At 61.4% G+C, this 23,724-nt stretch carries 19 protein-coding genes; 8 read left to right on the top strand and 11 right to left on the bottom strand.

The window, feature by feature from the left end; all coding sequences use genetic code 11:
- Positions 1 to 9: 9 nt before the first annotated feature.
- On the bottom strand, positions 10 to 465 hold the full coding sequence (locus tag P0D87_RS07140; RefSeq protein ID WP_053858299.1) for a VOC family protein: 456 nt from the start codon (positions 463 to 465) through the stop codon (positions 10 to 12).
- Positions 466 to 470: 5 nt separating this feature from the next.
- Positions 471 to 1,427 (bottom strand): enoyl-CoA hydratase/isomerase family protein, encoded by a 957-nt coding sequence (locus P0D87_RS07135; protein ID WP_006052661.1) that lies wholly within the window; start codon positions 1,425 to 1,427, stop codon positions 471 to 473.
- Positions 1,428 to 1,810: 383 nt separating this feature from the next.
- Between P0D87_RS07135 and P0D87_RS07130 the strand changes: the two genes are divergently transcribed.
- The 3 genes from P0D87_RS07130 (at position 1,811) to P0D87_RS07120 (ending at position 4,126) form a co-directional block, all read left to right on the top strand.
- On the top strand, positions 1,811 to 3,136 hold the full coding sequence (locus P0D87_RS07130) for an epoxide hydrolase family protein (RefSeq protein ID WP_053858298.1): 1,326 nt from the start codon (positions 1,811 to 1,813) through the stop codon (positions 3,134 to 3,136).
- Between the two features lie 109 nt (positions 3,137 to 3,245).
- The gene (locus P0D87_RS07125; protein WP_029970799.1) at positions 3,246 to 3,605 is read left to right on the top strand and encodes a BON domain-containing protein; all 360 of its coding nucleotides are present in this window, start codon (positions 3,246 to 3,248) and stop codon (positions 3,603 to 3,605) included.
- Between the two features lie 56 nt (positions 3,606 to 3,661).
- Complete coding sequence (locus P0D87_RS07120; protein WP_053859051.1) at positions 3,662 to 4,126, top strand: universal stress protein; 465 nt, start codon at positions 3,662 to 3,664, stop codon at positions 4,124 to 4,126.
- 23 nt (positions 4,127 to 4,149) lie between these two features.
- Here P0D87_RS07120 and P0D87_RS07115 read toward each other — a convergent pair whose 3' ends face one another.
- Positions 4,150 to 4,563 (bottom strand): response regulator, encoded by a 414-nt coding sequence (locus tag P0D87_RS07115; RefSeq protein WP_149029180.1) that lies wholly within the window; start codon positions 4,561 to 4,563, stop codon positions 4,150 to 4,152.
- A 156-nt stretch (positions 4,564 to 4,719) separates the two neighbouring features.
- The gene (locus P0D87_RS07110; protein ID WP_053858297.1) at positions 4,720 to 5,367 is read right to left on the bottom strand and encodes a response regulator transcription factor; all 648 of its coding nucleotides are present in this window, start codon (positions 5,365 to 5,367) and stop codon (positions 4,720 to 4,722) included.
- Between the two features lie 324 nt (positions 5,368 to 5,691).
- On the opposite strand from P0D87_RS07110, the gene P0D87_RS07105 reads away from it, so the two are divergent.
- Both P0D87_RS07105 and P0D87_RS07100 read left to right on the top strand, forming a co-directional pair.
- Entirely contained in the window at positions 5,692 to 6,369 is a 678-nt protein-coding gene (locus P0D87_RS07105) for a type 1 glutamine amidotransferase domain-containing protein (RefSeq protein WP_006052667.1), read from the top strand.
- Positions 6,370 to 6,469: 100 nt separating this feature from the next.
- A complete protein-coding gene (locus P0D87_RS07100) occupies positions 6,470 to 8,203 on the top strand; it encodes an FAD-dependent oxidoreductase (RefSeq protein WP_053858296.1) in 1,734 nt (577 codons plus the stop codon).
- Between the two features lie 20 nt (positions 8,204 to 8,223).
- Here the strand turns inward: P0D87_RS07100 and P0D87_RS07095 are convergent, their stop codons facing one another.
- Positions 8,224 to 9,231 carry a LysR family transcriptional regulator gene (locus tag P0D87_RS07095; RefSeq protein ID WP_035570432.1) on the bottom strand — a complete coding sequence of 336 codons (1,008 nt, stop codon included), beginning with the start codon at positions 9,229 to 9,231 and terminating at the stop codon, positions 8,224 to 8,226.
- A 479-nt stretch (positions 9,232 to 9,710) separates the two neighbouring features.
- Here P0D87_RS07095 and P0D87_RS07090 point away from each other — a divergent pair, with 479 nt between their 5' ends.
- From P0D87_RS07090 to poxB, 3 genes are all read left to right on the top strand, one after another.
- The gene (locus P0D87_RS07090; protein ID WP_053858294.1) at positions 9,711 to 15,677 is read left to right on the top strand and encodes an ATP-binding sensor histidine kinase; all 5,967 of its coding nucleotides are present in this window, start codon (positions 9,711 to 9,713) and stop codon (positions 15,675 to 15,677) included.
- Positions 15,678 to 15,840: 163 nt separating this feature from the next.
- Positions 15,841 to 16,263, top strand: coding sequence for a DUF3331 domain-containing protein (locus tag P0D87_RS07085; RefSeq protein WP_082367060.1), 423 nt, complete (start codon positions 15,841 to 15,843; stop codon positions 16,261 to 16,263).
- A 144-nt stretch (positions 16,264 to 16,407) separates the two neighbouring features.
- Entirely contained in the window at positions 16,408 to 18,129 is a 1,722-nt protein-coding gene (gene poxB, locus P0D87_RS07080) for a ubiquinone-dependent pyruvate dehydrogenase (protein ID WP_029970807.1), read from the top strand.
- Positions 18,130 to 18,190: 61 nt separating this feature from the next.
- Here the strand turns inward: poxB and P0D87_RS07075 are convergent, their stop codons facing one another.
- From P0D87_RS07075 to P0D87_RS07050, 6 genes are all read right to left on the bottom strand, one after another.
- Positions 18,191 to 19,135 (bottom strand): AEC family transporter, encoded by a 945-nt coding sequence (locus tag P0D87_RS07075; protein ID WP_053858292.1) that lies wholly within the window; start codon positions 19,133 to 19,135, stop codon positions 18,191 to 18,193.
- A gap of 336 nt (positions 19,136 to 19,471) precedes the next feature.
- Positions 19,472 to 19,774, bottom strand: coding sequence for a gamma-butyrobetaine hydroxylase-like domain-containing protein (locus P0D87_RS07070; RefSeq protein ID WP_053858291.1), 303 nt, complete (start codon positions 19,772 to 19,774; stop codon positions 19,472 to 19,474).
- Positions 19,771 to 20,775: a HEAT repeat domain-containing protein gene (locus P0D87_RS07065; protein WP_053858290.1), complete on the bottom strand. Its 1,005-nt coding sequence runs from the start codon at positions 20,773 to 20,775 to the stop codon at positions 19,771 to 19,773. The genes P0D87_RS07070 and P0D87_RS07065 overlap by 4 nt, the downstream gene beginning before the upstream one ends.
- Before the next feature lie 39 nt (positions 20,776 to 20,814).
- Positions 20,815 to 21,090, bottom strand: a complete 276-nt coding sequence (locus P0D87_RS07060) for a 4Fe-4S dicluster domain-containing protein (protein WP_053858289.1) — start codon at positions 21,088 to 21,090, stop codon at positions 20,815 to 20,817.
- A 12-nt stretch (positions 21,091 to 21,102) separates the two neighbouring features.
- Positions 21,103 to 22,842 carry a fumarate reductase/succinate dehydrogenase flavoprotein subunit gene (locus tag P0D87_RS07055; RefSeq protein WP_053858288.1) on the bottom strand — a complete coding sequence of 580 codons (1,740 nt, stop codon included), beginning with the start codon at positions 22,840 to 22,842 and terminating at the stop codon, positions 21,103 to 21,105.
- Positions 22,839 to 23,672, bottom strand: a complete 834-nt coding sequence (locus P0D87_RS07050; RefSeq protein ID WP_053858287.1) for a GntR family transcriptional regulator — start codon at positions 23,670 to 23,672, stop codon at positions 22,839 to 22,841. The genes P0D87_RS07055 and P0D87_RS07050 overlap by 4 nt, the downstream gene beginning before the upstream one ends.
- Positions 23,673 to 23,724: the final 52 nt, after the last annotated feature.

Raw genomic sequence — 23,724 nt, 5'->3', positions numbered from 1 at the left:
ATTCGTTTCTTAAACGCGCGGGTCGAAATCGAATTCGAGCCTGATGCCGCCGGGTTCATAAACCATCGCATGCCGCTTTGGTCCTTGACCGAGGTCTTCAGGCGCGAATTCGGCCACCACGCCTGCCCATTCCGAAACGCGCGCAAATATCTCGTTTAATGCTTCTTCACTACCCACCTTCAATGCGAGATGGTGCAGGCCGACGTTGGTCTTGCGGTCGAACTCGACGCGCCGGTCCGCGTCGAGTACTTGCCAAAGCGTCAGCGTGACGTGTCCATCGGACACGAACGCCGCAGGGTAGCTCGGGCGCTCGCCAACGAGAGTCCAGCCGAGGCATTCGGTGAAGAACTCCACCGTGAGCTTGAGGTCTCGAACCGTCAGACCGATATGGTCTATTCCGCGGGTTAGGGGTTTGCCTTCCACTGTGACTTCTCCGTTATTAATGAACCGGTCGCATTGCGCCATTATGCCTACTTGCCACCCCGACTTACTTCGCCCGTATATCGATCCAGATGAATCTCCACGTCGGGCTTTTTCTGCAGCCCGAGTTCCATCAGCTTCCCGATATCGTGCTGTGCCTGCGGACGCTGCACAGAAGTAATGAAGGCGTCCCATTGTGGGCCGAGTTCGCTATCGGGCGGGAGAGTGGCAATGTTGACGAAATGCTTGATTTCCCCAATGGTTTGCTTGTCGAACGAGGCGATGCGCCGGGCCAGTGTGTCGACAAACTTATCCAGCTCGGCATCTGGCAGCGAGCGGTTGACATAGCCATATCGCTCCGCAAGTTCGCCGTTGATGTCGCTGCCGCTCAGCAGGATTTCAAGCGCACGGCCCCGTCCCATCAGGCGGGGAAGACGCGACATCGGTCCGCCACCCGGATCGAACCCGGCGCCCACCTCGAATTGCGAAAGCACGGCTTTTTCGCGGCTGGCAAAGCGCATGTCGGATGCAAGCGACAACTCACTGCCAACGCCGGTAGCCCGGCCCCGGATCGATACGATCGACACGACAGAAGAGCGGCTCAGGCGACTCAACATATCGGGCAATGGCGGCATACCGGTGGGTCCGGGCGGCATGCTCGTAGTCGCTTCGAGCGGGGGCACGAAATCATAGTGAGTCAGAAAAAAACCAGGTACGGCGCTGTCGAACACTACGACCTTTAGTTCGGGATCGTTTTCTATCTGCGTGATGACGCTGTTCAACTGAGGTATGGATTCGGGGCCGAAGATATTGAACGGCGGATGATCGATCGTGACACGCCAGTATTGCGGCGTTACGCGTTTGATGCCGAACTCCGGCTTTGCGCCCGCTTCCAGTTGCACCGCCTGCTTCGCGGCAGCGCCGCTTTGATTCTCTTGTGCGATCGCGCTGCTATTGAAAAACAGTGGGCTTGCGATCAATGCCACCACAAATTGAGTCGGGTTCATGTTTGCTTCCTTTTGGTCCTGAGAAGATTCGCGGGACAAAAAGCGTGCGGCGCATCCGGTCCACCCAGGTAGTCTAGTCGCGGCCTTGTGCAAGACCAATGAGCGTGACGCCATCGCTCGATCAATAGTCTTGATACCGTATTGAGCGACGCGAAAAAACGGCTGGCGTATCCGGCTGCGTTGCCGTCGCATGACATCTCACACGGTGCTTTACGCGCATCGTATGTATCGCTGCGGCCACGCTGATTGCAGCGGAAAAGATCTATTCGCGGCCGACACAACTGTTGTTCTAACCCGGCCGTTTACCCGCGAGGTTTGTTTACCCACAATCGCTACCACCACTGCGACGTGCGGCGTCGCACTTATTGCCAACAGGAGTCTGTATGGCCGACGATATCTTTCCCGAGACCGCATCGCGCCGTCGCTTTATCGGCGTGGCGGCGTCGGCCGCTGTTGCTGGTTCACTAAGCCGACTGGCGTTCGCAGAACCGAATCGATCGATCATTGACGCATCGCCATCGGGCAGTGCCGACAAATCGGCTATTCGGCCACTCCGTGTGCACGCGCCGGAATCAAAAGTTATCGATCTAAAGAGGCGGATAAAGGCGACCCGCTGGCCTGAGCGCGAAACCGCGAAGGATGCGTCTCAAGGCGTGCAACTCGCAACCATGCAAAAGCTCGCCCGTTGCTGGGTGACGGACTACAACTGGCGCGACGTCGAGGCGAGACTGAACTCGCTGCCGCAATTCGTCACCGAGATTGACGGCGTCGACATTCACTTCATCCACGTTCGCTCGAAGGACGCCAATGCATTACCGGTCATCATCACGCACGGGTGGCCTGGCTCGATCATCGAGCAATTGAAGATTATTGGCCCGCTGACGAACCCAACGGCGTACGGCGGCACTGCGTCCGATGCATTCGATGTCGTGATTCCGTCGCTCCCTGGCTACGGCTTCTCGGGGAAGCCGACCGAGGAGGGCTGGGACCCCGTTCGCATCGCACGCGCATGGGTCGTACTGATGCAGCGGCTCGGCTACACGCGGTACGTCGCGCAAGGCGGCGATTGGGGCAATGCGGTGACGGAGCAAATGGCTTTGCTGACACCGCCGGAACTGCTCGGCATTCACACCAACATGCCGGCGACGGTGCCCGACGACATCGCGCGGGCGCTCAAGTTCGGAGAGCCGGCGCCCGCGTCTCTGTCAGCCGACGAGAAGCACGCGTTCGATCAGCTCGACTATTTCTACAAGCACGGCCTCGGCTACGCATTGGAAATGGCAAACCGCCCGCAGACGCTGTATGGCATCGAAGATTCGCCGCTCGGCCTCGCCGCGTGGATGATCGACCACGACGCCGCCAGCCAGGCACTGATCGCGCGAGTATTTGACGGTAAGTCCGAAGGAATCACACGCAACGACGTGCTCGATAACGTGACGCTCTATTGGTTCACGGGCACGGCAATTTCATCGGCGCGCCTGTATGAGGAAAACAAGCTGAACTTCTTTGCGCCGAAGCACGTTGCTATTCCGGTTGCCGTGAGCGTCTTTCCCGATGAGATCTACGCCGCGCCGCAAAGCTGGACAGCGAAAGCATATCCACAGTTGATCCACTACAACCGCCTTCCCAAAGGCGGGCACTTTGCGGCGTGGGAACAACCGCAAGCTTTCTCGGAAGAGCTGCGCGTGAGCTTTCGGTCTCTGCGTTGACCGCACAGATACGGCGAGTAGAAGCGCAATGCGGGTGACGTCATGTAATCAGGATTGCCCGCGACTGACTATCGATCGTCCATGATTTGCTTACCGGCAGGAGCCTGACATGCAAACCCGAGTACTGATCTTCACCATGACGGCCGTGGCCGCTTTTACGATGGCTTTGCCTGGCGGTATACCGAGTACTTCGGCTGCGGATTCGTCGTCCGTCAGCACAGACGCTCCGAGCAAGAAGCAGCTTCGAGCCGACAATCGCGCTTTGAGCCATGCCGTGCGCAAGTCGCTCACGAAAGTGAAAGGGCTGGACTCCTCGCACATTAACGTGCTGGCGCACGGCGGCGTCATCACGCTTGCGGGAACTGCGCCCGATGAGGCGCAAATCGAGTCGGCCGGAACAGCAGCGGAAAACGTAGGAGGCGTTCATCGCGTGGACAACCGGCTCACGGTCTACGAGCCCGGAAATTGACTTCGTGTGGCGACGGAGCCCGCGTGTGAATCTGATCTTCGATGGGTAGGCTCACCATGTTCAATATCCTTCTGGTGCCGCTGGACGGCACGCTTCAAAGTGCGAATGTCATCGACCTGGTGCGGCGCGTCGCGTCGCCGGGTCGCGCGACCGTACATCTTCTCTGCGTTATCGATCCTTCTTATGCACTGCCTCCCGGCAGCGAAAGCGGTATCGCGCCCGACGGCCTGACCTATCCGCCCGCAAGCGCGCAGACATCGTTTGCGCGATCCGTCCTCGCCACAGCAGCGGGGCAGCTTGCCGGCCACAATCTGATCGTGGAGCAGCACCTTCGCGCGGGAAATCCTCCGGCCGGCGTCATCATCGAACAAGCCGGGCTGCTGGCGGCCGAGGTCATCGTGATGGGGCACCACCATCTGTCACGGCTGCGCCGCTGGGCTAATCCGTCGATCAGCGGAGAAGTGATCGACCGGTCGCCTTGTCCCGTACTGATCGAAACACGGGACAAAGGGCTGACGTGATGATGGCGGCGATAAAAGCAAGGTTACGTCTGTAGTATTTCACCAATCAGCGCGAGTAGCCGCACGCCGTCCACTGGCTTTGAGAAGAAACCGGCGGCTCGGCTCGCTTGCGCTTTTTCGAATAACTGTTGAGTCGCGTAAGCCGTAATAAAAATGACGGGGCTTGGACGTTGCCATAGTTTGATCGACTCAAGAAGCGCAAAGCCGTCCATGCCGGGCATGTGAATATCGGCGATAACCAGATTCGGCTGCGACCGCGACGCATCGACCAGAAGATGGTTGGCGGACTCGTAAACAATAGCGTGCCAGTTCGCCGAACGAAGCAGATTGGATATCGCCATCCGGATGGATTCGTCGTCGTCCACCACTGCAATAGTTGCAGGAGAGCGCTTTGATTTCATCAGGAATCCACAGAGCACGGACACGGATTCGAACAAGCTGATTCTTCTTGCAACTTACAGGCCAACGGGCGAAGCAGCAATAAGACGTTCGAATGATCCGGATGACAGTGTGTATTAGCCTGAGCGCATTCGTCGTGATTGAGGAAGAGGTAAGGGCAGTGCGATAGGCCCGGCCGGTTTGTCGAGCCGCTCCTAGTGCAGAGGCGCCACTTGCTGTAGCTTCCTCACGACGTCAGGCACTGAGCGTGCATTCAGCTTGTGCATCGCTTGCGCGCGATGGATCTTGACTGTCACTTCGCTCAGAGAAAGCTGGCCCGCGATCTGCTTGTTCAGCAGTCCATCGGCGACCAGTTTGATGACTTGCCGCTCGCGCGCAGTCAGCGATTCGTACGTTTGACGGATGCCCGCAACGATCTTCGCCTGACGCTTTAGTTCTCCATCGCGCTTCAGCGCTGCGGCGATCGTATCGATCAGGTCCTGATCCTTGAACGGCTTTGTCATGAAGTCAAAAGCGCCTGCCTTCATCGCCTTCACGGACATTGCGATGTCGCCGTGCCCGGTCAGAAAAATAACCGGAAACGGGACGCTCTCCCGGAATGGATGCTGTTGCAGCGTGAGGCCGCTCGTGCCTCGCAGCCGAACGTCGAGAATGAGGCAACTGGGAACGTCGGGCATTTCCGCGGCCAGAAAGTCGTCCGCCGATTCGAACGCCAGTACCTTGATGCCGACGGAAGTGAGCAGAGAAGTCAGTGCGCCCCGAATAGATTCATCGTCGTCGACCACATAAACAAGCGAGTCCGACAATGATTCCCTTGCACCCATCGCATTGTCATGTTTCATCGCTTGCTCATCCAGAACTGGTTGCATTAAGCCGACGCGGATACGTTCGTATAGTAAGCAACCGTCCCGCTTATCGCCAGATTTTTGTAGACGGTTTTGCATATTGGCACTTGAGCCACTTCAGTCGGGCGCTGAAGACGAAGTACTGGTCCTGTGCAACCGCACAGACCGGGAACGCCATACGTAGGTATTGATTGAACAATCGAACGGCGGTCGCCCGACATGCGTTGTGCGTATGGTGTGCCGCCGCGATTGGGCGTAGCGTTACCGGTGTCCGCCCAGCCGTCGCACAGGCATGTCCTCGCAATCAACCGGAGACTGACAATGAAGGTTTTGATGGTTTTGACTTCGCACAACGTGCTTGGAAACACCGGCAAGCCGACCGGTTTCTGGCTCGAAGAGTTCACGGCTCCGTACTATGCGTTCGTCGATGCCGACGTGGAGGTCACCGTGGCTTCCGTCAAAGGCGGCCAGCCGCCGATCGACCCCAAAAGCGACGAGCCCGGCAACCAGACAGATTCCATGGAGCGCTTCAAGAAAGACGCTGCCACCCAGGCAATTCTCGCCAACACCGTCAAGCTGTCCGAAGTAAGCTCCGACGGCTACGATTCGGTCTTCTATCCGGGCGGGCACGGCCCGCTGTGGGACCTGGTGGAAGACAGAAACTCGATCGCCTTGATCGAGGCGTTCTATAACGCCGGCAAGCCGGTCGCCGCCGTCTGTCACGCGCCGGCCGTATTGAACAACGTCACGTATCAGGGGCAGCCCATCGTCAAAGGAAAACGTGTCACGGGCTTTACCAATAGCGAAGAAGAGGCTGTGCAGCTTACCGCGGTCGTACCGTTCCTGGTCGAGGACGAGCTGAAGCGTCTGGGCGGCCTGTTTGAAAAAGGCCCGGACTGGTCGGTATATACGATCGTAGACGGGCGGCTGATCACAGGCCAGAATCCGGCTTCGTCTGGCCCGGCTGCCAGAGAACTGATCAAGCTCCTGCGGGCCTAGCGGGTGCAGGGCGTGATTTGCCCGCGCTGCCGCCTGCCTGCCGCGACGGCGCGCAGCCTCGCCACGCGGGCGCCAGCCGGCCGGTCAAGGAGGTTCGGCAATGAGCAACGAGCCAGAGTCGCCAGGCAAGGCGCCCGCCCGCGAAGTGACGGAGAACACGAGCCGCGTTGATGACGAGGCGCTCGCCGACGACCCTGCGGTGCGCGACCATCCTCGCTACAACCAGATGTTTCCGGTCCTCTCCGCTGCGGAGATCGACAGCATACGGCGGTTTGGCAGCGTGTCGCGCTACGTCAAGGGCGACTTGCTTTACCGTGCCGGAAGCCGTTGCCCAGGAATGTTCGTCGTGCTGTCAGGCAAGGTCCGGATAGTCGGCCGCGACGGCCTCGGCCACGAACGCGTGATTCACACCTACACGAAGCGCGGCGAATTTACCTCTGACGTCACGCAGCTATCGAGCAAGCTGGCCGTGGTCGACGCGCATGTCCTCGAAGATGTCGAAGCCGTGCTCGTGCGGCCCGCCGAGCTTAGCGCGATGATGGTGAGCGAAGCCGACCTCGGCGAAAAGATCATGCGCGCGCTGATCTTGCGGCGGGTGCTCGTCATCGAACGGGGACAGGGTGTCGTTCTCGTCGGCTCGTCGCGCCATCCGCAGTTGGCCGCCTTGCAGAATTTCTTGCGGCGCAACGCGTTTCCCAACATGACGCTCGATAGCGAGCAGGACGCGGAAGCCATCGCGTTGCTAGAGCGACTGACGCCGCAGCCCGACGACTTCCCGCTGATCTTTTGTCCGGACGGCACGGTGTTGCGAAACCCCGATGAAGGGCAACTGGCATCGTGCCTCGGCCTCATTCCGGAATTCGATCCGACGCATGTCTACGATGTGACGATCGTCGGCGCGGGTCCGGCGGGCCTGGCAGCAGCAGTCTATGCGGCGTCCGAAGGATTGTCGGTGGCGGCGCTCGACTGCCGCGCGCCCGGTGGGCAGGCCGGCACAAGCGCGCGCATCGAGAACTATCTGGGCTTTCCTACAGGCATCTCCGGGCAGGCACTCGCGGGCCGCGCGTTGGTCCAGGCGCAGAAGTTCGGCGCGCATATCGGAATCCCGTGCGAGGTCAGCGCACTGCATTGCGACAGGCAACCGCTTGTCGTCGAACTGATCGGCGGCCGCCGCATTACCACGCGCACGGTGGTGATCGCGAGCGGCGCTGAATATCGCCGGCCTTCCGTCGAGAACCTCTCGCGCTTTGAACGCTCCGGCGTCTATTACTGGGCGACGCCGATCGAGGCGAGGCTGTGCCGCAAGGAGTCCGTCGTGCTGATGGGCGGCGGCAATTCCGCGGGACAGGCTGCCGTGTTCCTCGCCGGGCACGCGGAACATGTGCACATGTTCATTCGGGGCGCGACCCTCGCTCGCAGCATGTCGCACTATCTCGCCGATCGTGTCGCGTCGCTCGCGAACCTCACGCTTCATACGCGGATGGAACTGACCGCGCTCGACGGCAATGCGCGTCTCGAGCGCGTGCACTACCGTGGTGCCGGCGGCATCGAAGGAAGCATGACGGCGCATCACCTGTTCGTTTTCATCGGCGCTGAACCCAATACGGGCTGGCTGGATCAATGCGCGGTGTCGCTCGACAGCAGCGGCTTCATATTGACCGGCGCCGACCTGGAAGAAGCCGGCGCGTCGACGATGCCGTTGCAGACGAACATCGAGGGCGTGTTCGCGATCGGCGACGTTCGCTCGGGTTCGACCAAGCGCGTCGCCTCGGCGGTGGGCGAGGGCGCGGCTGTCGTGGGGCAGATACACCGGTTTCTCGCGGCTGGCGGGTGAATAGCCGCGCTCAGTCGTATTCAGTCATAGACCGGCGAGCCGACCGCGTCGAACGAATGATGGATGGCGCGCGCCATGCAAGGCGGCGTGGCTGCTTTTCGCACCGTGACGGGAGCGACGTGCGGCGCTGTCGCGATGTCGTCGATGTTGAAGTGATTCACGATGAAGTCGATGAACGCGCGAATTCTTGCGGGCATGTTATGGCGCGTTTCGAACGCGACCGACAGGTCGAGACGCGGCATGTCGATGCCTGGCAGCACATTGACGAGCAGACCGCTGTCGATATCCGGCTCGGCCAGATAAGCCGGCAGCACGGCGATGCCGTGACCGTCCACGGACATCTTGTGCAGCATCGCGAGACTGTTCGACATGATCAGGCTGTCCGGATGACAGCGGCCATCGCCCAGCCGCTCGAGCCGGCGCAGGCATTCGGAGAACTGCTTGCCTGAATGCTGCAAGACCACATGATCGTTCAGCGCGGCCACTGTGGCCGGTACGCCGTGCCGCTGCAGATACATTGGCGATGCAACGAGCTGCATCGGACTGGACGCGAACCGTCTGGTGACGAGCGAATTGCCGCTGGCTTCCACTTCGGGAACGATCACGACATCGACCCGCCTTTCGACCAGGTTGATCGTGTCGTCGCACAGCGCCACATGCGGCATGACGAGCGGATAGGCGTCGCGGAACGACTTCAGGATTGGACTCAGGTGCCGCAGCCCGAACGCAACGGGAGACGCGATCCTAAGCACGCCGCAGGCGCGGCGCTCCTGACCGGCAACGGCCATTTCGGCCTCGTCGATGTCGTCGAGAATACGGCGCGCGCTTTCCAGAAACGTCGCGCCGGCATCGGTCAATGCGACGTGTCGAGTCGTGCGCCGGAAGAGCCGGGCGTCGAGACGTTTCTCCAACGCGACGACGCGTCGCGTCACGACGGCTGTGGTCACGGCGAAGTGCTCCGCGGTGCGGCTGAAGCTCGATGTATCGGCAACTTTCACGAAGATACGGATGGTTTCAAGATGGTCCATGATGCGACTCCTGGAGGCGACGCCGACGAGATCGAAGTAATCGTTATGAATCGATATGAGCGAGCATTTTGTGTGCAGCAACGCGGGCTGCATCGATCGTTAGCAGTTCTGCCGGGTTGGTCGTTGTGCACCGCTCAGACCGCTGCGATGAGTAGATGAAACCGCGAGTCGGAAGGCCAGTCCATCACACGATGGTATGGCTTGCCACACCATCGTGCTATGACGAAGGCACCGTCGCGAAACTGCGTTGAATCGGTGCATTACAGGCTGAAAGATTCGAATGCGGCGACGCGGAGCGCGGTTGGTGGGGCGTCGCCGTTGCGCGTGCAACCGTAAGTTTTGCTTTGCGTTTGTTGTCTATTCGTACAAGAATGGTCGCTCAATGATCGCGAGCGTGATGTTGTTGGCTGATCGGGCGCGCAAGGTCCCGCGCTGGCTCCGTTCCTGTCCGTTCGGCGCACTCGACGACAGGAGGCGGCGTGATCCTCAGCGGGTACGAACTCGAGCCATTACACGACGACGGCGATTTCTCGCTGTATCGGGCGAGGAAAGCCAGTCATGCCGTGACGATGCTTGCGCTGGTCGCCGCGCGGCCGACTTCGCGCAGTGTCGCGCGCCTCGTGCACGAGTACCGTCTGGCGCCGTTCCTCGATGCAAGCTGGGCGGCGCATCCGCTCGCGCTCGACCCGCGCCGCGAGCCGCCCATGCTGGTTCTCGACGACGACGGCGGCGAGCCTTTGCGGCGCATCTTGCGCCGTCCTCTCGAACTGGCGCGTGTGTTGCGTATCGCCGTCAACCTCGCAAAGGTCATCGGCCGCGTTCATCAATGCGGTCTCATACATAAAGACATCAAGCCGGCGCATGTGCTGGTCGATAGCAACGATCGCGTGCGTCTTACCGGCTTTGGCATCGCTTCGCAATTGCCGCAGGAGCATCAGCCGCCCATACCGCCGGAAGTCGTGGCGGGCACCTTTGCATACATGGCGCCTGAGCAGACGGGGCGAATGAATCGCTCGATCGACACCCGCAGCGATCTCTATTCGCTCGGCGTCGTTTTGTACGAAATGCTTACGGGTTCGCTGCCGTTCACGGCATCCGACCCGATGGAATGGATCCATTGTCATATCGCGCGCAGGCCGCCGCCGCCAGGCGAGCGGGCGAGGGGCATTCCCGAGCCTGTCGAGCGCATCGTGCTGAAACTGCTGGCCAAGGCCGCGGAAGACCGCTATCAAACCGCGGCGGGCGTCGAAGCGGATCTTCGTGCGTGCCTTGCGTCGTGGGGCACGAATCATTCGATTGCGCCGTTTGCGCTCGGCTTGCACGATGCATCGGACCGTCTGCTGATTCCCGAAAAACTTTATGGGCGCGAGGCGCAGATCGGGAACCTCGTCGACGCGTTCGAGAGAATCGTCGCGGGCGGCGCGACCGAACTCGTGTTGATTGCGGGCTATGCCGGCATCGGCAAATCGTCGGTCGTCAACGAGCTGCACAAAGTGCTGGTGCCGCCGCGCGGGCTGTTTGCTGCCGGCAAGTTCGATCAGTACAAGCGAGATGTTCCGTACGCCACCTTTGCGCAGGCATTCCAGTGGCTCTTGCGCGATCTGCTCAGCAAAAGCGACACGGAGATCGAGCCCTGGCGCGAACAGTTGATGGAGGCGCTCGCGCCGAATGGGCAGGTGATGGTCAATCTGATTCCCGAGCTTGCGCTCATCATCGGCGAGCAGCCGCCCGTTCCGAATCTGCCGCCGCAAGATGCGCAAAACCTGTTTCATTGGGTGTTCCGTCGCTTCCTGGGTGTGTTCGCGCGGGCCGAGCATCCGCTCGCGCTATTCATTGACGATCTGCAATGGCTCGATACCGCAACACTCGAACTGCTGGAGCATCTCGTCACGCATCCCGAGGTGCGCCATGTTTTACTGATCGGTGCATACCGCGACAACGAAGTCGATGCGTCGCACCCGCTTGCGCGCACGCTCGATTCGATTCGTAGCGCGGCCGGCAACGTGCAGCAGATCGTGCTCGAGCCGCTGAACGCGCGAAGCATCGCGCAGCTTGCTGCCGATGCGTTGCACTGCGACGGCGCACCGGTCGAGGCGCTTGCGCAACTGGTGCATGAGAAGACAGGCGGCAATCCGTTTTTCACGATCCAGTTTCTGACCGCGCTGCACGATGAAGGCTTGATCCGCTTCGATCATCGCGCCGCGGTATGGACGTGGGATTTGCCGGGCATCCGCGCAAAGGGCTATACCGACAACGTCGCCGACCTGATGGCTGCGAAGCTCGGCCGCTTGTCCGCCGAAACACGTGACGTGCTGGGACAACTCGCGTGCCTCGGCAATGTGGCCGATGTCACCGCGCTGACATGGGTGCAGGACAAAGCGGAAGACAAAGCGGAGGAGGTCACCAACGCCCGCATGTGGGAAGCCATACGCAGCGGACTGGTGTTTCGCGTGGGCTCGAACTATGTGTTCGCTCACGACCGCGTGCAGGAAGCCGCGTATGAGTTGATTCCCGCCGGCGAGCGGCCCGCGGCGCATTTGCGAATCGGCCGAGCGCTCGCCTCGCATACTCCGCCCGAGGCGCTTCACGAGGCGATTTTCGACATCGTCAATCACCTCAATCGCGGTGCGGCTTTAATACAGAGCAAGACGGAGCGCGAGCAAGCCGCGGCACTCAACCTGATTGCAGGCAAGCGCGCGATGAGTTCGACGGCGTACTCGTCGGCCCGAAGCTATCTCGCCCAGGGCGTCGCGCTGCTCTCGGACGCCGCGTGGGACGAGCGTTACGACAGCACGCTGGAACTCTATCTCGCGTATCTGGAATGCGAGTACCTGGTTGGCGATTTCGCCAGGGCGGACGCCGTAGCCGATCTAGTACTCGAAAGGGCGCATGACAATCTCGATCGGGCCAAAGTATTCAGTCTGCGGATGGAGTTATATCAGCTCGCCGGAAAGTACAACGAGAGCTTCGCCGCCGCGCTAGCGGCGCTGCGTGACTTCGGTATCGTTTTTCCGGAGGCTGACGATGAGCTCCGCGCGGCCGTCGACGACGCGTTGCTGGAGGTGCCCATCAACCAGGCGGGCCGTCCGACTGAAGAACTGGTCGACGCGCCCGTGGCCGAAGACCCGGCGAGCCGCGCGGTCATCAATCTGCTTGTCGAGGCCATGCCGTGCGCGTTCGCCGCGCGTCCGGTCTTTTATCCGCTGTTCACGCTGAAGGCGGTCAATCTCTCGCTGCGTCATGGCAATACCGACAACTCGAGTTTCGCGTACGGCAATTTTGCGTTGATGCTGGTTTCCCGCATCGGCGATATCCCGGCTGCCGTGCAGTTCTCCGAAATGTCGTTGCGTCTGAACGAAAAGTTCGGCAATCGCCGCCTGTACGGAAAGCTGCTTCATCTGTATTGCAGTCATGTGAATTTCTGGCGATGTCACATCGACGAGAACCTCCCGGTGTTTGAACAGGCGGCCGTTGCCTGCATGGAAGTGGGCGACCTGGTGTTCGCCGGCAATCTCGCGTTCAATGCTGTATGGCAGTCGATCGAAAAAGGCGACGCGCTCAAGGACATGCACGCGCATTCGGCGCGATACGCGACGCTCATGCTCGAGAGTCATAACGACGCGGTTCATGAAACGATTCGTATCGAGCAGCAGTTCGTCGCGAGCTTGCGAGGTCTGTCGAGCGGAATGCTCACGCTCAACGACGACCACTTCGACGAAGCCGCCTGTTGCGAGGCCATCGTCAAATCCAATTTCGGCTGCGGCATCGGCGTTTATCACATCATCAAGCTGATGCTCGCGTATCTCGATGGCCGCTATGCCGACGCACTGAACGCTGCGGCAATGGCCGAAGCGGTCCTCAGTTCCGTGATGGCGCTGGCGATCGAGCCCACGTTTCACTTTTTTCATGTGCTCACACTGAGCGCGCTTTATGCCGACGCGTCTGCCGGCCAGCAGCAGGCGTATCGGCAGGTCATCACCGAGAAGCTTGAGAAATTTGAAATGTGGGCGCGACATTGCCCCGCGAATTACGGAAACCGTTATTCGCTGGTTCTGGCGGAACTGGCGCGCATCGACGGTCGCGACGTCGACGCCATGCGCCATTACGAAGACGCGCTGCGGCTCGCCCGCGTGCACGGCTTCATTCAGAATCAGGCGATGGCCAATGAGTTGGCCGCGCGATTTCACGCCTCGCGAGCTCGCGCGACGCTTGCCGATCATTATCTGGCCGATGCGCGCTCCTGCTACGAACGCTGGGGCGCACAAGGCAAGGTGCGTCAACTGGAAAGTATCTACCCGCAGTTAAGAGCCGAACTGGTCGACGAAGAAGGGTCGGTTGCGACATCGGTAGAACAACTGGACCTCGCGACTGTCGTCAAGGTATCGGAGTCCATTTTTAGCGGCATGGATCTGAACGAGCTGATTCGCAAGCTGATGCTGCTCGCGCTCGAACACGCCGGTGCAAACCGCGGGCTGCTGATTCTCGCGCGCGGCGACGAACTGCGCATCGAAGCGGAAGCCGAGACAGTCGGTAATACCGTGGCAGTGCGTTTGCCGAAATCGCGCCCGAGCGCCGCCGATCTGCCTATGTCCATCCTTCGCTATGTCGCGCGGACCCGGGACATACTCATGCTCGACGACGTGACTGCGCCCAACCCCTATTCACAGGACGAGTACATTCGCGCGCATGACTGCCGCTCGATCCTGTGTCTTCCGCTCGTCAAACTGACCAGGCTGATCGGCGTGCTGTACCTCGAAAACACGCTGACGGTGGACGTATTCTCGCCGGCGCAAACAGCCGTGTTGCGGCTATTGGCATCGCAGGCGGCGCTGTCGCTCGAAACGTTGCGGCTATACGCCGATCTTCAACACGCGGAAGCGCTGTTGACGGCCGCCCAGGAGTTGAGTCACACGGGGAGCTTCGATTGGGATGTGACGGGCGATGCGATGTTCTGGTCGAAAGAGAGTTTCCGTATCTTTGGCTACGACGCAAGCATCACGCCGACGTTGCAGTTGATGCTCGATCGCGTCCATCCCGACGATCTTGCCTTCGTGCGCTCGGCGTTCGATCGCGCCGCGCGCGACGGCCAGGCGTTCGACATCGAGCATCGGCTGTCGATGCCGGACGGCTCGCATGGTCACTTGCAGGTCGTGGCGCACGTGGTGGCCGATGGGCCCGGTCAAAGGCGGCTGGTCGGCGCGCTGATGGACATCACGACACGCAAGCAGGCGCACGCCGCGCTTGCGCGCAGCGAGCAACGCTATCGCAGCCTCTTTCGCGATATACCGGTCGGGCTGTGGCAGATCGAGGCGCAGCCGTTGACCGCGATGCTGACCGAACTGCGCGGGCAAGGTGTCGACGATCTGTCGGCATATATCAGCGACCACGCAGACTGGCTCGAGCGCGCGAAGAACACGCTTGTCGTCGAAGAGACAAACGACCATGCGCTTCAGATGTTCGGCGCGACCGAACGGCGCGCGCTGCTTGGTCCGCTGCCGTGGGTCTGGAAGGAGAGTCCCGATACGCTGCGGCGCGCGCTCGAGAGCCGTTATCGCGGGGACATGCTGTTCCAGGAAACGACCCGGCTGCCGACGCTCGACGGGCGCGTCATCGACGTTCTGCTGACTGTCGCGCGCCCGCGCACCGTCGACGACCTGGGGATCGCGCTGATTAGCCTCGTCGACCTGACCGAGCGCGTTCGTGCCCAGGACATGCTGCAGCGGCTACAAGCGGATTTCGCGCATGCGGCGCGCATTTCGATGCTGGGTGAATTGACGGCGTCGATCGCGCATGAACTCAACCAGCCGCTCGCTGCGATCGCGATAAATTGCCAGGTCAGCGAGCGCTGGTTGAACCGGCCGGTGCCCGAACTGGACGAGGTGCGGGACACGAACCAGCGCATCGCCGCCGATGCGCAGCGGGCCGTCGACATCATCGGCCGGATTCGCGGGATGGCGCTGCGGCGCGGGCCTAAATACACGCTCGAACCGCTTGCGCTGCTCATCGACGAGGCGCTGGTTTTCTTGCGCCGTGAGATCCAGACGCGCGACGTCCAGGTTTCGCTCGAACTTGCGCCGGGCGTGAGGCGAGTGCGCGCCGATCGCGTGCAATTGCAGCAGGTGATCGTCAACCTCGTGGTCAATGCGATGCAGCAGATGGAGCAGACCGGCAGCCCCGAGCGGAGGATCACAATTCGCACCAATGCACCGGACGCGGGCACGCTGCATTGCGCTATCGAGGACAGTGGTCCTGGCATCGCGCCCGAACATATGGATCGCGTGTTCCAAAGTTTCTTCACGACGAAGGAAGGCGGGATGGGAATGGGCTTGCCGATATGCCGCTCGATCATCGACGCGCATGACGGACGCATCGAGGCCGACAATCTGTCCGTGCACGGCGGGGCGCGTTTTCACTTCACGCTGCCGTCCGCGGGGGCTGCGCCTTAAGGCCATTGTTGATACCGGGGATCAAGTGTTGTTCGTGCTGCATCGGTTTTCCAGGTGAGCAAAAGCGCTATTTTCATGGAAGGCGAAATGGGACGTCGGGGCATGGTCTGCGTGCAATGTTCCCTTCACCCGACGTGTCTTCTACTGGAGAGCGCACTTGATCATGACCAAGCGAGTGGACCCGTGGGCGCAGACGATACATCTGCTTTTATCCGGATCGCGATGCGAGGAGTGCGCTGGGCGAAGAACTTCCGCGCACGAGCGTATGACGCCGTGTCGTTCAGACGCGTACTCGAACGTGAACTGTGCTGCCCGACCTGTCGTGAGTCTGATCGAGCGAACCTCGCCCTCCGCCGTCACGATTCAGTGGCGCGATTCCACGAGCTGCTTCTACGGCGCGCAGATATGGCGAGTGGCCGGCGCCAAGGTTTCAGGCGTGTGTGTCCTGACCGGACAACGGATTCGTCGCGGCGATCGTATTTATCATCCCTGGCGGTCGAACCCGGAACCCGTCAACGCGCACGCCATGATTCTCGAATCGGCGCTAGAGTTGATGGCGCCGCTGCAACCGACCACCGCGCCGTGACGATTCACGCACCGGCTTCAGTTGTTTTCAGGCGTGATTCAGGACTTGTTTGCGACGGTCTCGTAGGTTATGAATTCGGCATGGCAATGCCGCGGTCCCGTCATTGCTTGCCGCCAGTCTTCATTCACTGAAAAGGAGTCAAGCATGGCCAGTAACACGATTGCCGGATACCTCGCGAGAACGCTTGCCGCAGCGGGCGTCGAGCGAATCTGGGGTGTGACCGGCGACAGTCTGAACGGGCTCGCCTACAGCCTCGATGAAGTCGGCTCGATACGCTGGATGCATACGCGTCACGAGGAAGCCGCCGCTTTCGCGGCCGGCGCCGACGCGGCTTCGAGCGGGCGCCTCGCGGTGTGCGCGGGCAGTTGCGGTCCGGGCAATCTGCATCTGATCAACGGTCTGTTCGATTGCCACCGCAATCATCAGCCCGTGCTGGCCATTGCGGCGCACATTCCTTCGAGTGAAATCGGCCTCGGTTACTTTCAGGAAACGCACCCGCAGGAGTTGTTCAAGGAGTGCAGTCACTATGTGGAAGTGGTGTCGTCGGCCGCGCAGTTTCCGCGCGTGCTCGCCCGCGCGATGCGCACGGCGATCGAGGAGCGCGGCGTCGCGGTGATCGTGCTGCCCGGCGACGTCGCGCTGAGCGAAGGCCCGGCCGAGCCAGTGTCGTGGACGGAAAGCGCCGCGCCGCGAATCCTGCCCGCGGAAGAAGACCTGGATCGTCTCGCGGCGCTCCTGAATGCGTCCGACGCCGTGACGATCATGTGCGGCAGCGGCACGCAAGGCGCGCACGACGAGGTCGTGGCGCTTGCCGATACGCTCGGTGCGCCGATCGTTCACGCGTTGCGCGGCAAGCAGTTCATCGAATACGACAACCCTTACGACGTCGGCATGACCGGGCTGATCGGCTTCAGCTCGGGCTATCACGCGATGATGTCGTGCGACACCTTGTTGCTGCTCGGCTGCGACTTTCCCTACCGTCCTTTCTATCCCGCTCACGCGAAAATCATTCAGGTGGACTGGAAAGGCTCACGGCTCGGCCGCCGTGCGCCGCTCGCGCTCGGGCTCGTGGGCACGGTGAAAGAGACCGTCGCCGCGACGCTGCCAAGGCTGCAACGCAAAACGGATCGCGGTTTCATCGACAACGCGCGCAGGCATTACGCGTCGGCCCGCAAGGATCTGGACGATCTGGCGACGCCGGCGGGGCCAGGGCGGCCGATCCATCCGCAGTATCTGGCGAAGATGATCGACGAAGCCGCCAGCGACGACGCGATCTTTACCGCCGACGTCGGCACGCCCACGGTCTGGGCCGCGCGCTATCTGACGATGAACGGCAAGCGCCAGTTGCACGGCTCTTTCAATCACGGCTCGATGGCCAACGCGATGCCGCAGGCGCTCGGCGCGCAAGGGGCGCATCCGCGGCGGCAAGTCGTGTCCCTGTCCGGCGACGGCGGTCTGTCGATGCTGCTCGGCGATCTGCTCACCGCGCGGCAGCTAGACTTGCCGATCAAGGTCGTGGTCTTCAATAACAGCCTGCTTGGCTTCGTTTCGATGGAACTGAAGGCGGCCGGCTACCTCGATACCAATGTCGATCTGGCCAGAACCGATTTCGCGGCGATCGCAAAGGGTGCCGGTATCTTCGGTGTGCGCGTCGAGCAATCGGAAGATGTGGCGGCTGCGTTAAAGCAGGCATTCGATCATCCGGGGCCCGCGCTCGTGGACGTCGTCACGGCCAAACATGAACTGGCGATGCCGCCCAAAATCGAGTTGGCGCAAGCGAAGGGATTCAGCCTTTACATGATGCGCGCGATCCTCAATGGACGCGGCGACGAGATCGTCGAACTGGCGCGCACCAACTTGCGTTAGGCAGCGGGCCGATCTTGAGCGAGGCTGTTCGTTCACGTGTGGGGATTGCTGGCTGGCCTCGTCAAAAGAAGCAGGCGATCAGCAATCCCTCAGTGAACACGCCGAGAATCGTACTGACGAGAATCGTTGCGGTGGCGTCGCGTGTGTAGGTGTTGCTCTTGATCGCGAACATGGCGGCGGCGGTCGCGGTCGGCACGGCCCCCGTAATGATGGCCTGATGTGCGGGGGCGCCGACTACGCCGAACAGTACGGCGCCGAGTGCCATCAACGCGGGCTGGACGAAGTTCTTGATGCCGAGATTCACGAGGATGTTGGCGTTGATCACGAAGCGCTCGCCGTAAAGCATCAGCCCGAGCGCGAACAGCGACGTGCCGCCGGCAGCCTTTGCAATGAGGCCGACAGAAGTTAGCACCGGTTCGGGTAGCGTGACGTGGCAAAAGCTCAGCACCATGCCTGAGACCGGCAGCCACACAATCGGATGGATGACGGCGCGGGCAATGCTTTGCCGGAACACCCGCAGCACGTCCGTCCGCTCGGCGGCCGTTCCGTTGTTGTTGCCGAGCCCGGTCAGGACTATCGTCAGCGGCAGCATGAACAGGCTCGTGATGAGATTGCCGACCAGCACGGCCAGAAATCCTTCCGGCCCGAACACCGCGGCGAGAATCGGGGCGCCGAAATAGGCCATGTCGGGAAATGCACACACCAGCGCCTGCATGGTGGCGGTGCGCAGATCATGCCTGAAGACGAATCGGCCGATCCCCAATGCAATCACGTACGTGCCCATCAGTCCGAGTGTCAGGCATAGCGCGAACCCCACGTTGTGGAGCTTGTCCGGCGAAGTCCTGACCGCGCCTTCGAACAGCGCGAAGGGTAGTGCGAAACGGATGACGAGCGTCGCGAACACGTCTGCATCGCCATGTTTCAGCAAGCCTATGCGCGCCGATAGCCAGCCCAGCATGATCACGAACGCGACCGGCAGAAGCCCGTTGAGAATGGTGTTGAGCAAAGGTGCTCCTGGTTTTTCAACCGGCCTCGACGCCGCTGATTTTGATTCGCCTGTAGGGGAGTCTAGTTGGGAATGTCGGCGAGATTAGATGAGGCAAAAGATATTTTCGTTTTGTGCGGGGGTGGGGGAGCGGAGGAGGGAGCCACGTCGTCCGTGCACGTCAGCGCCAATGGTGCACAATAAATAACCCACGGGCGCCTGCTTTGCAGGTGTGAAGGTGGGCGTCACTCGCCAGCGTATGGTCGGAGAAATCGCCCGACACAGTGGCGCTCACATAGCAGCCGGAGTAACGCCCGGTCGTCCGTGGCCGTTTCGATATGTCTCGTGGTGCCCAACTTACACCTCATCGTTCCGCTCACCTTTCGCGAGCCGCTCGAGATAGACCCACGGAAAAATCCCGCGCTCGTGCCCATCGTCGAACACGAGTTGCAATCCATAGCCCGACGGCCGCGCATCGAGCAGCTTCACATCGGGTCGTGACAACGGAGCTTCCCCGTCGTACTTGCGCTTGCGGCACTGCGCGCACATACACGCCGCGCGCAATGCGGCGAACGGCAACTGCGCGGCCGAGCCGTCGGGCCAGCGTATCGACAGGCTCGCGCTGCTTGCGTCGATCGCCACATGGTCTGGAATGTTCACGGCCGACGCCCGGCGATTTGACGCAGCGCGATTCGCGCCGCCTTGCGCACTTCGGGATCGCCGTCGGCCTCGGCTGCTTCGAGCGCGGACAATGTGGGCGCATCGTCGCTGCTGCCGATCTCGCCTAGCGCGAGCGCGGCTTCCTTGCGCACGTTGCTGATCGAATGCGACAGCAGGGGAGCGACGCGTGCCGCGCTCGCGCTGTCGCCAATCTGTCCGAGCGCGCGCAGCGCACGCAAGCGCACTTGCCAGTAGGCGTCGTCGAGTGCTTTCTCCAAAGCCTCGCGCGATTCGGCGGCGCGCAGTTTGCCGAGCGTCGTCGCGGCCTCTTCGCGTACCTGCCAGGCGTCGTCGCGCAACGCACTGAGCAACGCCGCGGTCGTCTCGCGATGTGCGGGCGGCGCAAAGCCAAGCGCCGCTGCTGCGGCACGCCGGATCGAAGCATCGGCGTCGCTGGTTGCGAGCGACGCCAACGGTTCAAGCGCGAGCGGATTCTTCAACCATCCCAACACGCCGACGGCTTGCTCGCGCACGTTCGCGTCCGCATCGGCGAGCGCCTGCAATGCAGGCGCGAACGCATCGGCCACGCGAAGTTCGCGCAACGCGCGCAACAGCGCGGCGCGCATGAACGAATCGGGACGCTTGAGCCACTCGAGCAGGATCGCGCCCGAGGACGCGTGCTTCAGTTCGGAGAGGCTCTGCGCCGCATTCGCACGCACCGACGCGTCGCCGTCGAGTAACGCGCCGCACAGCGCCTCGACCACATCGTCGCGCTCCCACGAAGCCAGCACGAGCGCCGCCTCGCTACGCACTTCAGGCGACGCGTCGCGCCGTAGCGCATCGACAATGGGTTCGATCACGCAGGCATCCTCGAGATCGGCGAGATCGATTAACGCGACCCGGCGCACGACGGCGTCTTCGGACGCGAGACGAGACAGCAGCGCGATGGCTTCCGCGGGAACGGCATCGAGCGAAGCATTCGGATCGGTCGAATCGGTCATGAATGGACGTGATGGAAGAGTAGACATTCCGCGCATCGCTTAACGCAGAAGATACGGAATGGACACCTTGACGGCGCCCGTCGGGCAATCCTGCTCGCAAGGCATGCAGTACCAGCATTCGTCGAATTGCATATACGCCTTGCCCTTCGTCATGTCGATTGCGAGCAGATCCAGCGGGCACACGTCGACGCATACCGTGCAGCCTTTTTCGGCGATGCACTTGCTTTCGTCGATCGTGACGGGCGCTGAACTGCGCTGGAAAATATCGTGTGGCGTAAAGGCGGTAGGCGGTGATGTAAGCGGCGTCGAGGACATCGTCATGCTCCGTCAGGCTGTGGCGGCGTCGAGCGCGGGCTCGCCGATCCGCAGGTTGCGATAGGCGTCGCGTTCGTTCTCGTTGAGCGCGACGATGTACGGCTCGACCGCACGCTTTTCGCTCGTCATGCGGCCATTCGCGTCCTTGCGCAAATGCGTATGGCAGAACCATTGCACGTCGTCGCGCTGCGGGTAATCCACGCGATGGTGGTAAAGCCCCCAGCGGCTCTCGGTGCGAAAAAGCGATGCACGTGCGGCCATTTCCGCGCAATCGCGTATCGCGCGCACTTCGGCAGCGCGCATCAACTCGTGCGGATTGGTGGCCGACATCGATTCGATATCCGAACTGATTTCAGCAAAGCGCTGTAGACCGATTTCCATTTTGCGTGTGACCTTCGGCGGCTGCAGGTAGTCGTTCACCATCCGGCGCAGCTTGTATTCGACCTGCGCGGGCGCGAGACCGTTGCTGCGCTCTAGCGGTGCATAAATGCGCGCGCGCTCGGCGTCGATCTGCTCTTCGTCGACGGCCGCATGTTCGCGGCCCGCCACGTAGTCCGCCGCGTTGTGCCCCGCGAACCATCCATACGTGAACGCGCCGAGCATGTAGTTGTGCGGCACGGCCGCCATGTCGCCGGCAGCATACAGTCCCGGCACGGTGGTTTCCGCGCGCGCGTTCACATACACGCCCGACGCGCTGTGTCCGCTGCAAAACCCGATCTCCGAAATGTGCATCTCGATCATCTGGCTGCGGTAATCGGTGCCGCGTCCCTCATGAAAGCGGCCGCGGCTCGGGCGCTCGTTCGTATGCAGAATCTGTTCGATCGTCTGAATGGTTTCTTCCGCGAGATGGTCGAGCTTCAGGAACACAGGGCCGTTGCCGCTTTGCAGTTCCTGATAAAACTCCCACATCATCTGGCCGCTCCAGTAATCGCATTCGATAAAGCGCTCGCCCTTGCCATTCGCGGTAAAGCCGCCGAGCGGACCGGTGACATACGCGCACGCGGGGCCGTTGTAGTCCTTGATGAGCGGATTGATCTGGAAGCACTCCAGATTCGCGAGCGCGGCGCCGGCGTGATAGGCCATCGCGTAGCCGTCGCCGGCATTCGTCGGGTTCTCGTAGGTGCCCATCAGATAGCCGGACGCCGGCAACCCGAGTCTTCCGGCCGCGCCGCAACTCAGCACGACGGCCTTCGCGCGCACCACGTAAAAGTCGGCGGTGCGGCAATCGAAGCCGAGCACGCCGCACACGCGGCCTTGCGAATCGGTCAACAGGCGCGTCGCCACGATGCGGTTCGTGATCGCGACGCGCGCGCGTTTGAGCTGCCTGTACAGCACTTTCTTGATGTCGTGGCCTTCGGGCATCGGCAGCACATACGAACCCATGTGATGCACTTTCTTGACCGCGTAGTCGCCGTTGCCGTCCTTTTCGAACTTTACGCCCCAGCGGTCGAGTTCCTCGATCGTCGTGAAGCTATGGCGTGCATACGCGTACACGGCCTCCTGATCCACGATGCCGTCGTTCGCGATCGTGATCTCGCGTGTGTACTGCTCGGGCGTCGCGTGGCCGGGAATCACCGCGTTGTTCAGGCCGTCCATGCCCATCGAGATCGCGCCGCTGCGCTTCACGTTGGCCTTTTCCAGCAGCAATACCTTCAGAGACGGATCGCGTTCTTTCGCCTTGACGGCGGCCATTGGGCCGGCCGTGCCGCCGCCGACCACGACGACGTCGTAGTCGAGTACATGGGTATTCATCGTGCCTCCGTTGCGTTTTTGGGGCTTTTTTGCAGGGGTTTTTGCTGTTGTTTTTGCTGTTCTTTCTCGCGGTCCACGCGCAGCCGGTATTGGAAGGCGTCGCCGCGAAAGTACAGATATTCGAAGTCGACAGGCTGTCCCGACGCGTCGTGCGTGAGACGCTCGATACGCAATACCGGGCTGCCTTCTTCGACGCGCAACGCATCGACGATGTCGGCGTCGGCAAGAATCGCGTCGATGGATACATCGGCGTGACCGAGCGGCACGCCGCAGTCGTTCTCGACAATCAGGAAGATGTCGCGCGTCGCGAGGTCCGCGTTTGCGAGGCGCTTGCCCAGCGCTTCGGGCACCCACGTCAGTTCGAGCGAGACGGGCTCGCGATTGAGCAGCCGCACGCGATGAATCTCCGTGACAGGTGTGCCTTCCGCAATGTTCAGGCGCGCCGCAATGTGGCGGCTGGCTTCGACCGTTCTGAAACTGCGCAACTGGTTGACGATTTCATAGCCCATCGACGACATCGCTTCGGCAAAGCCTTGCAACGACGTGACGTTCTGAAATGCCTTGGGCTTCGAGACGAAGGTGCCCTTGCCATGCAGTTTGAACAGCAGACCTTCCTTCTGCAAATCGCCGAGCGCCTGGCGCACGGTGATGCGGCTCACAGCGAATCTGCGGCACAGTTCGTGTTCGGACGGCATCTGCGAATGCGGCGCATACGTGCCGTCGAGAATGCGCTCGCGCAGCGCGTCCTTGATCTGCGCGTACAGCGGAAGCGGGGAGACGGAGGCGCGAGCAGTGTCGGCGCCCAGCGGTACGAGAGTCGTTTTCGACATCGCTCAAACTTGTTATGACAAGACGATGTGAGTCTAGTAAGACGTCGTCTGC

It is taken from the genome of Paraburkholderia sp. RL17-368-BIF-A, assembly GCF_046054045.1.
In the GTDB taxonomy this organism is placed as follows: Bacteria; Pseudomonadota; Gammaproteobacteria; order Burkholderiales; family Burkholderiaceae; genus Paraburkholderia; species Paraburkholderia graminis.
This window is presented reverse-complemented; position numbering and strand designations above follow the sequence as displayed.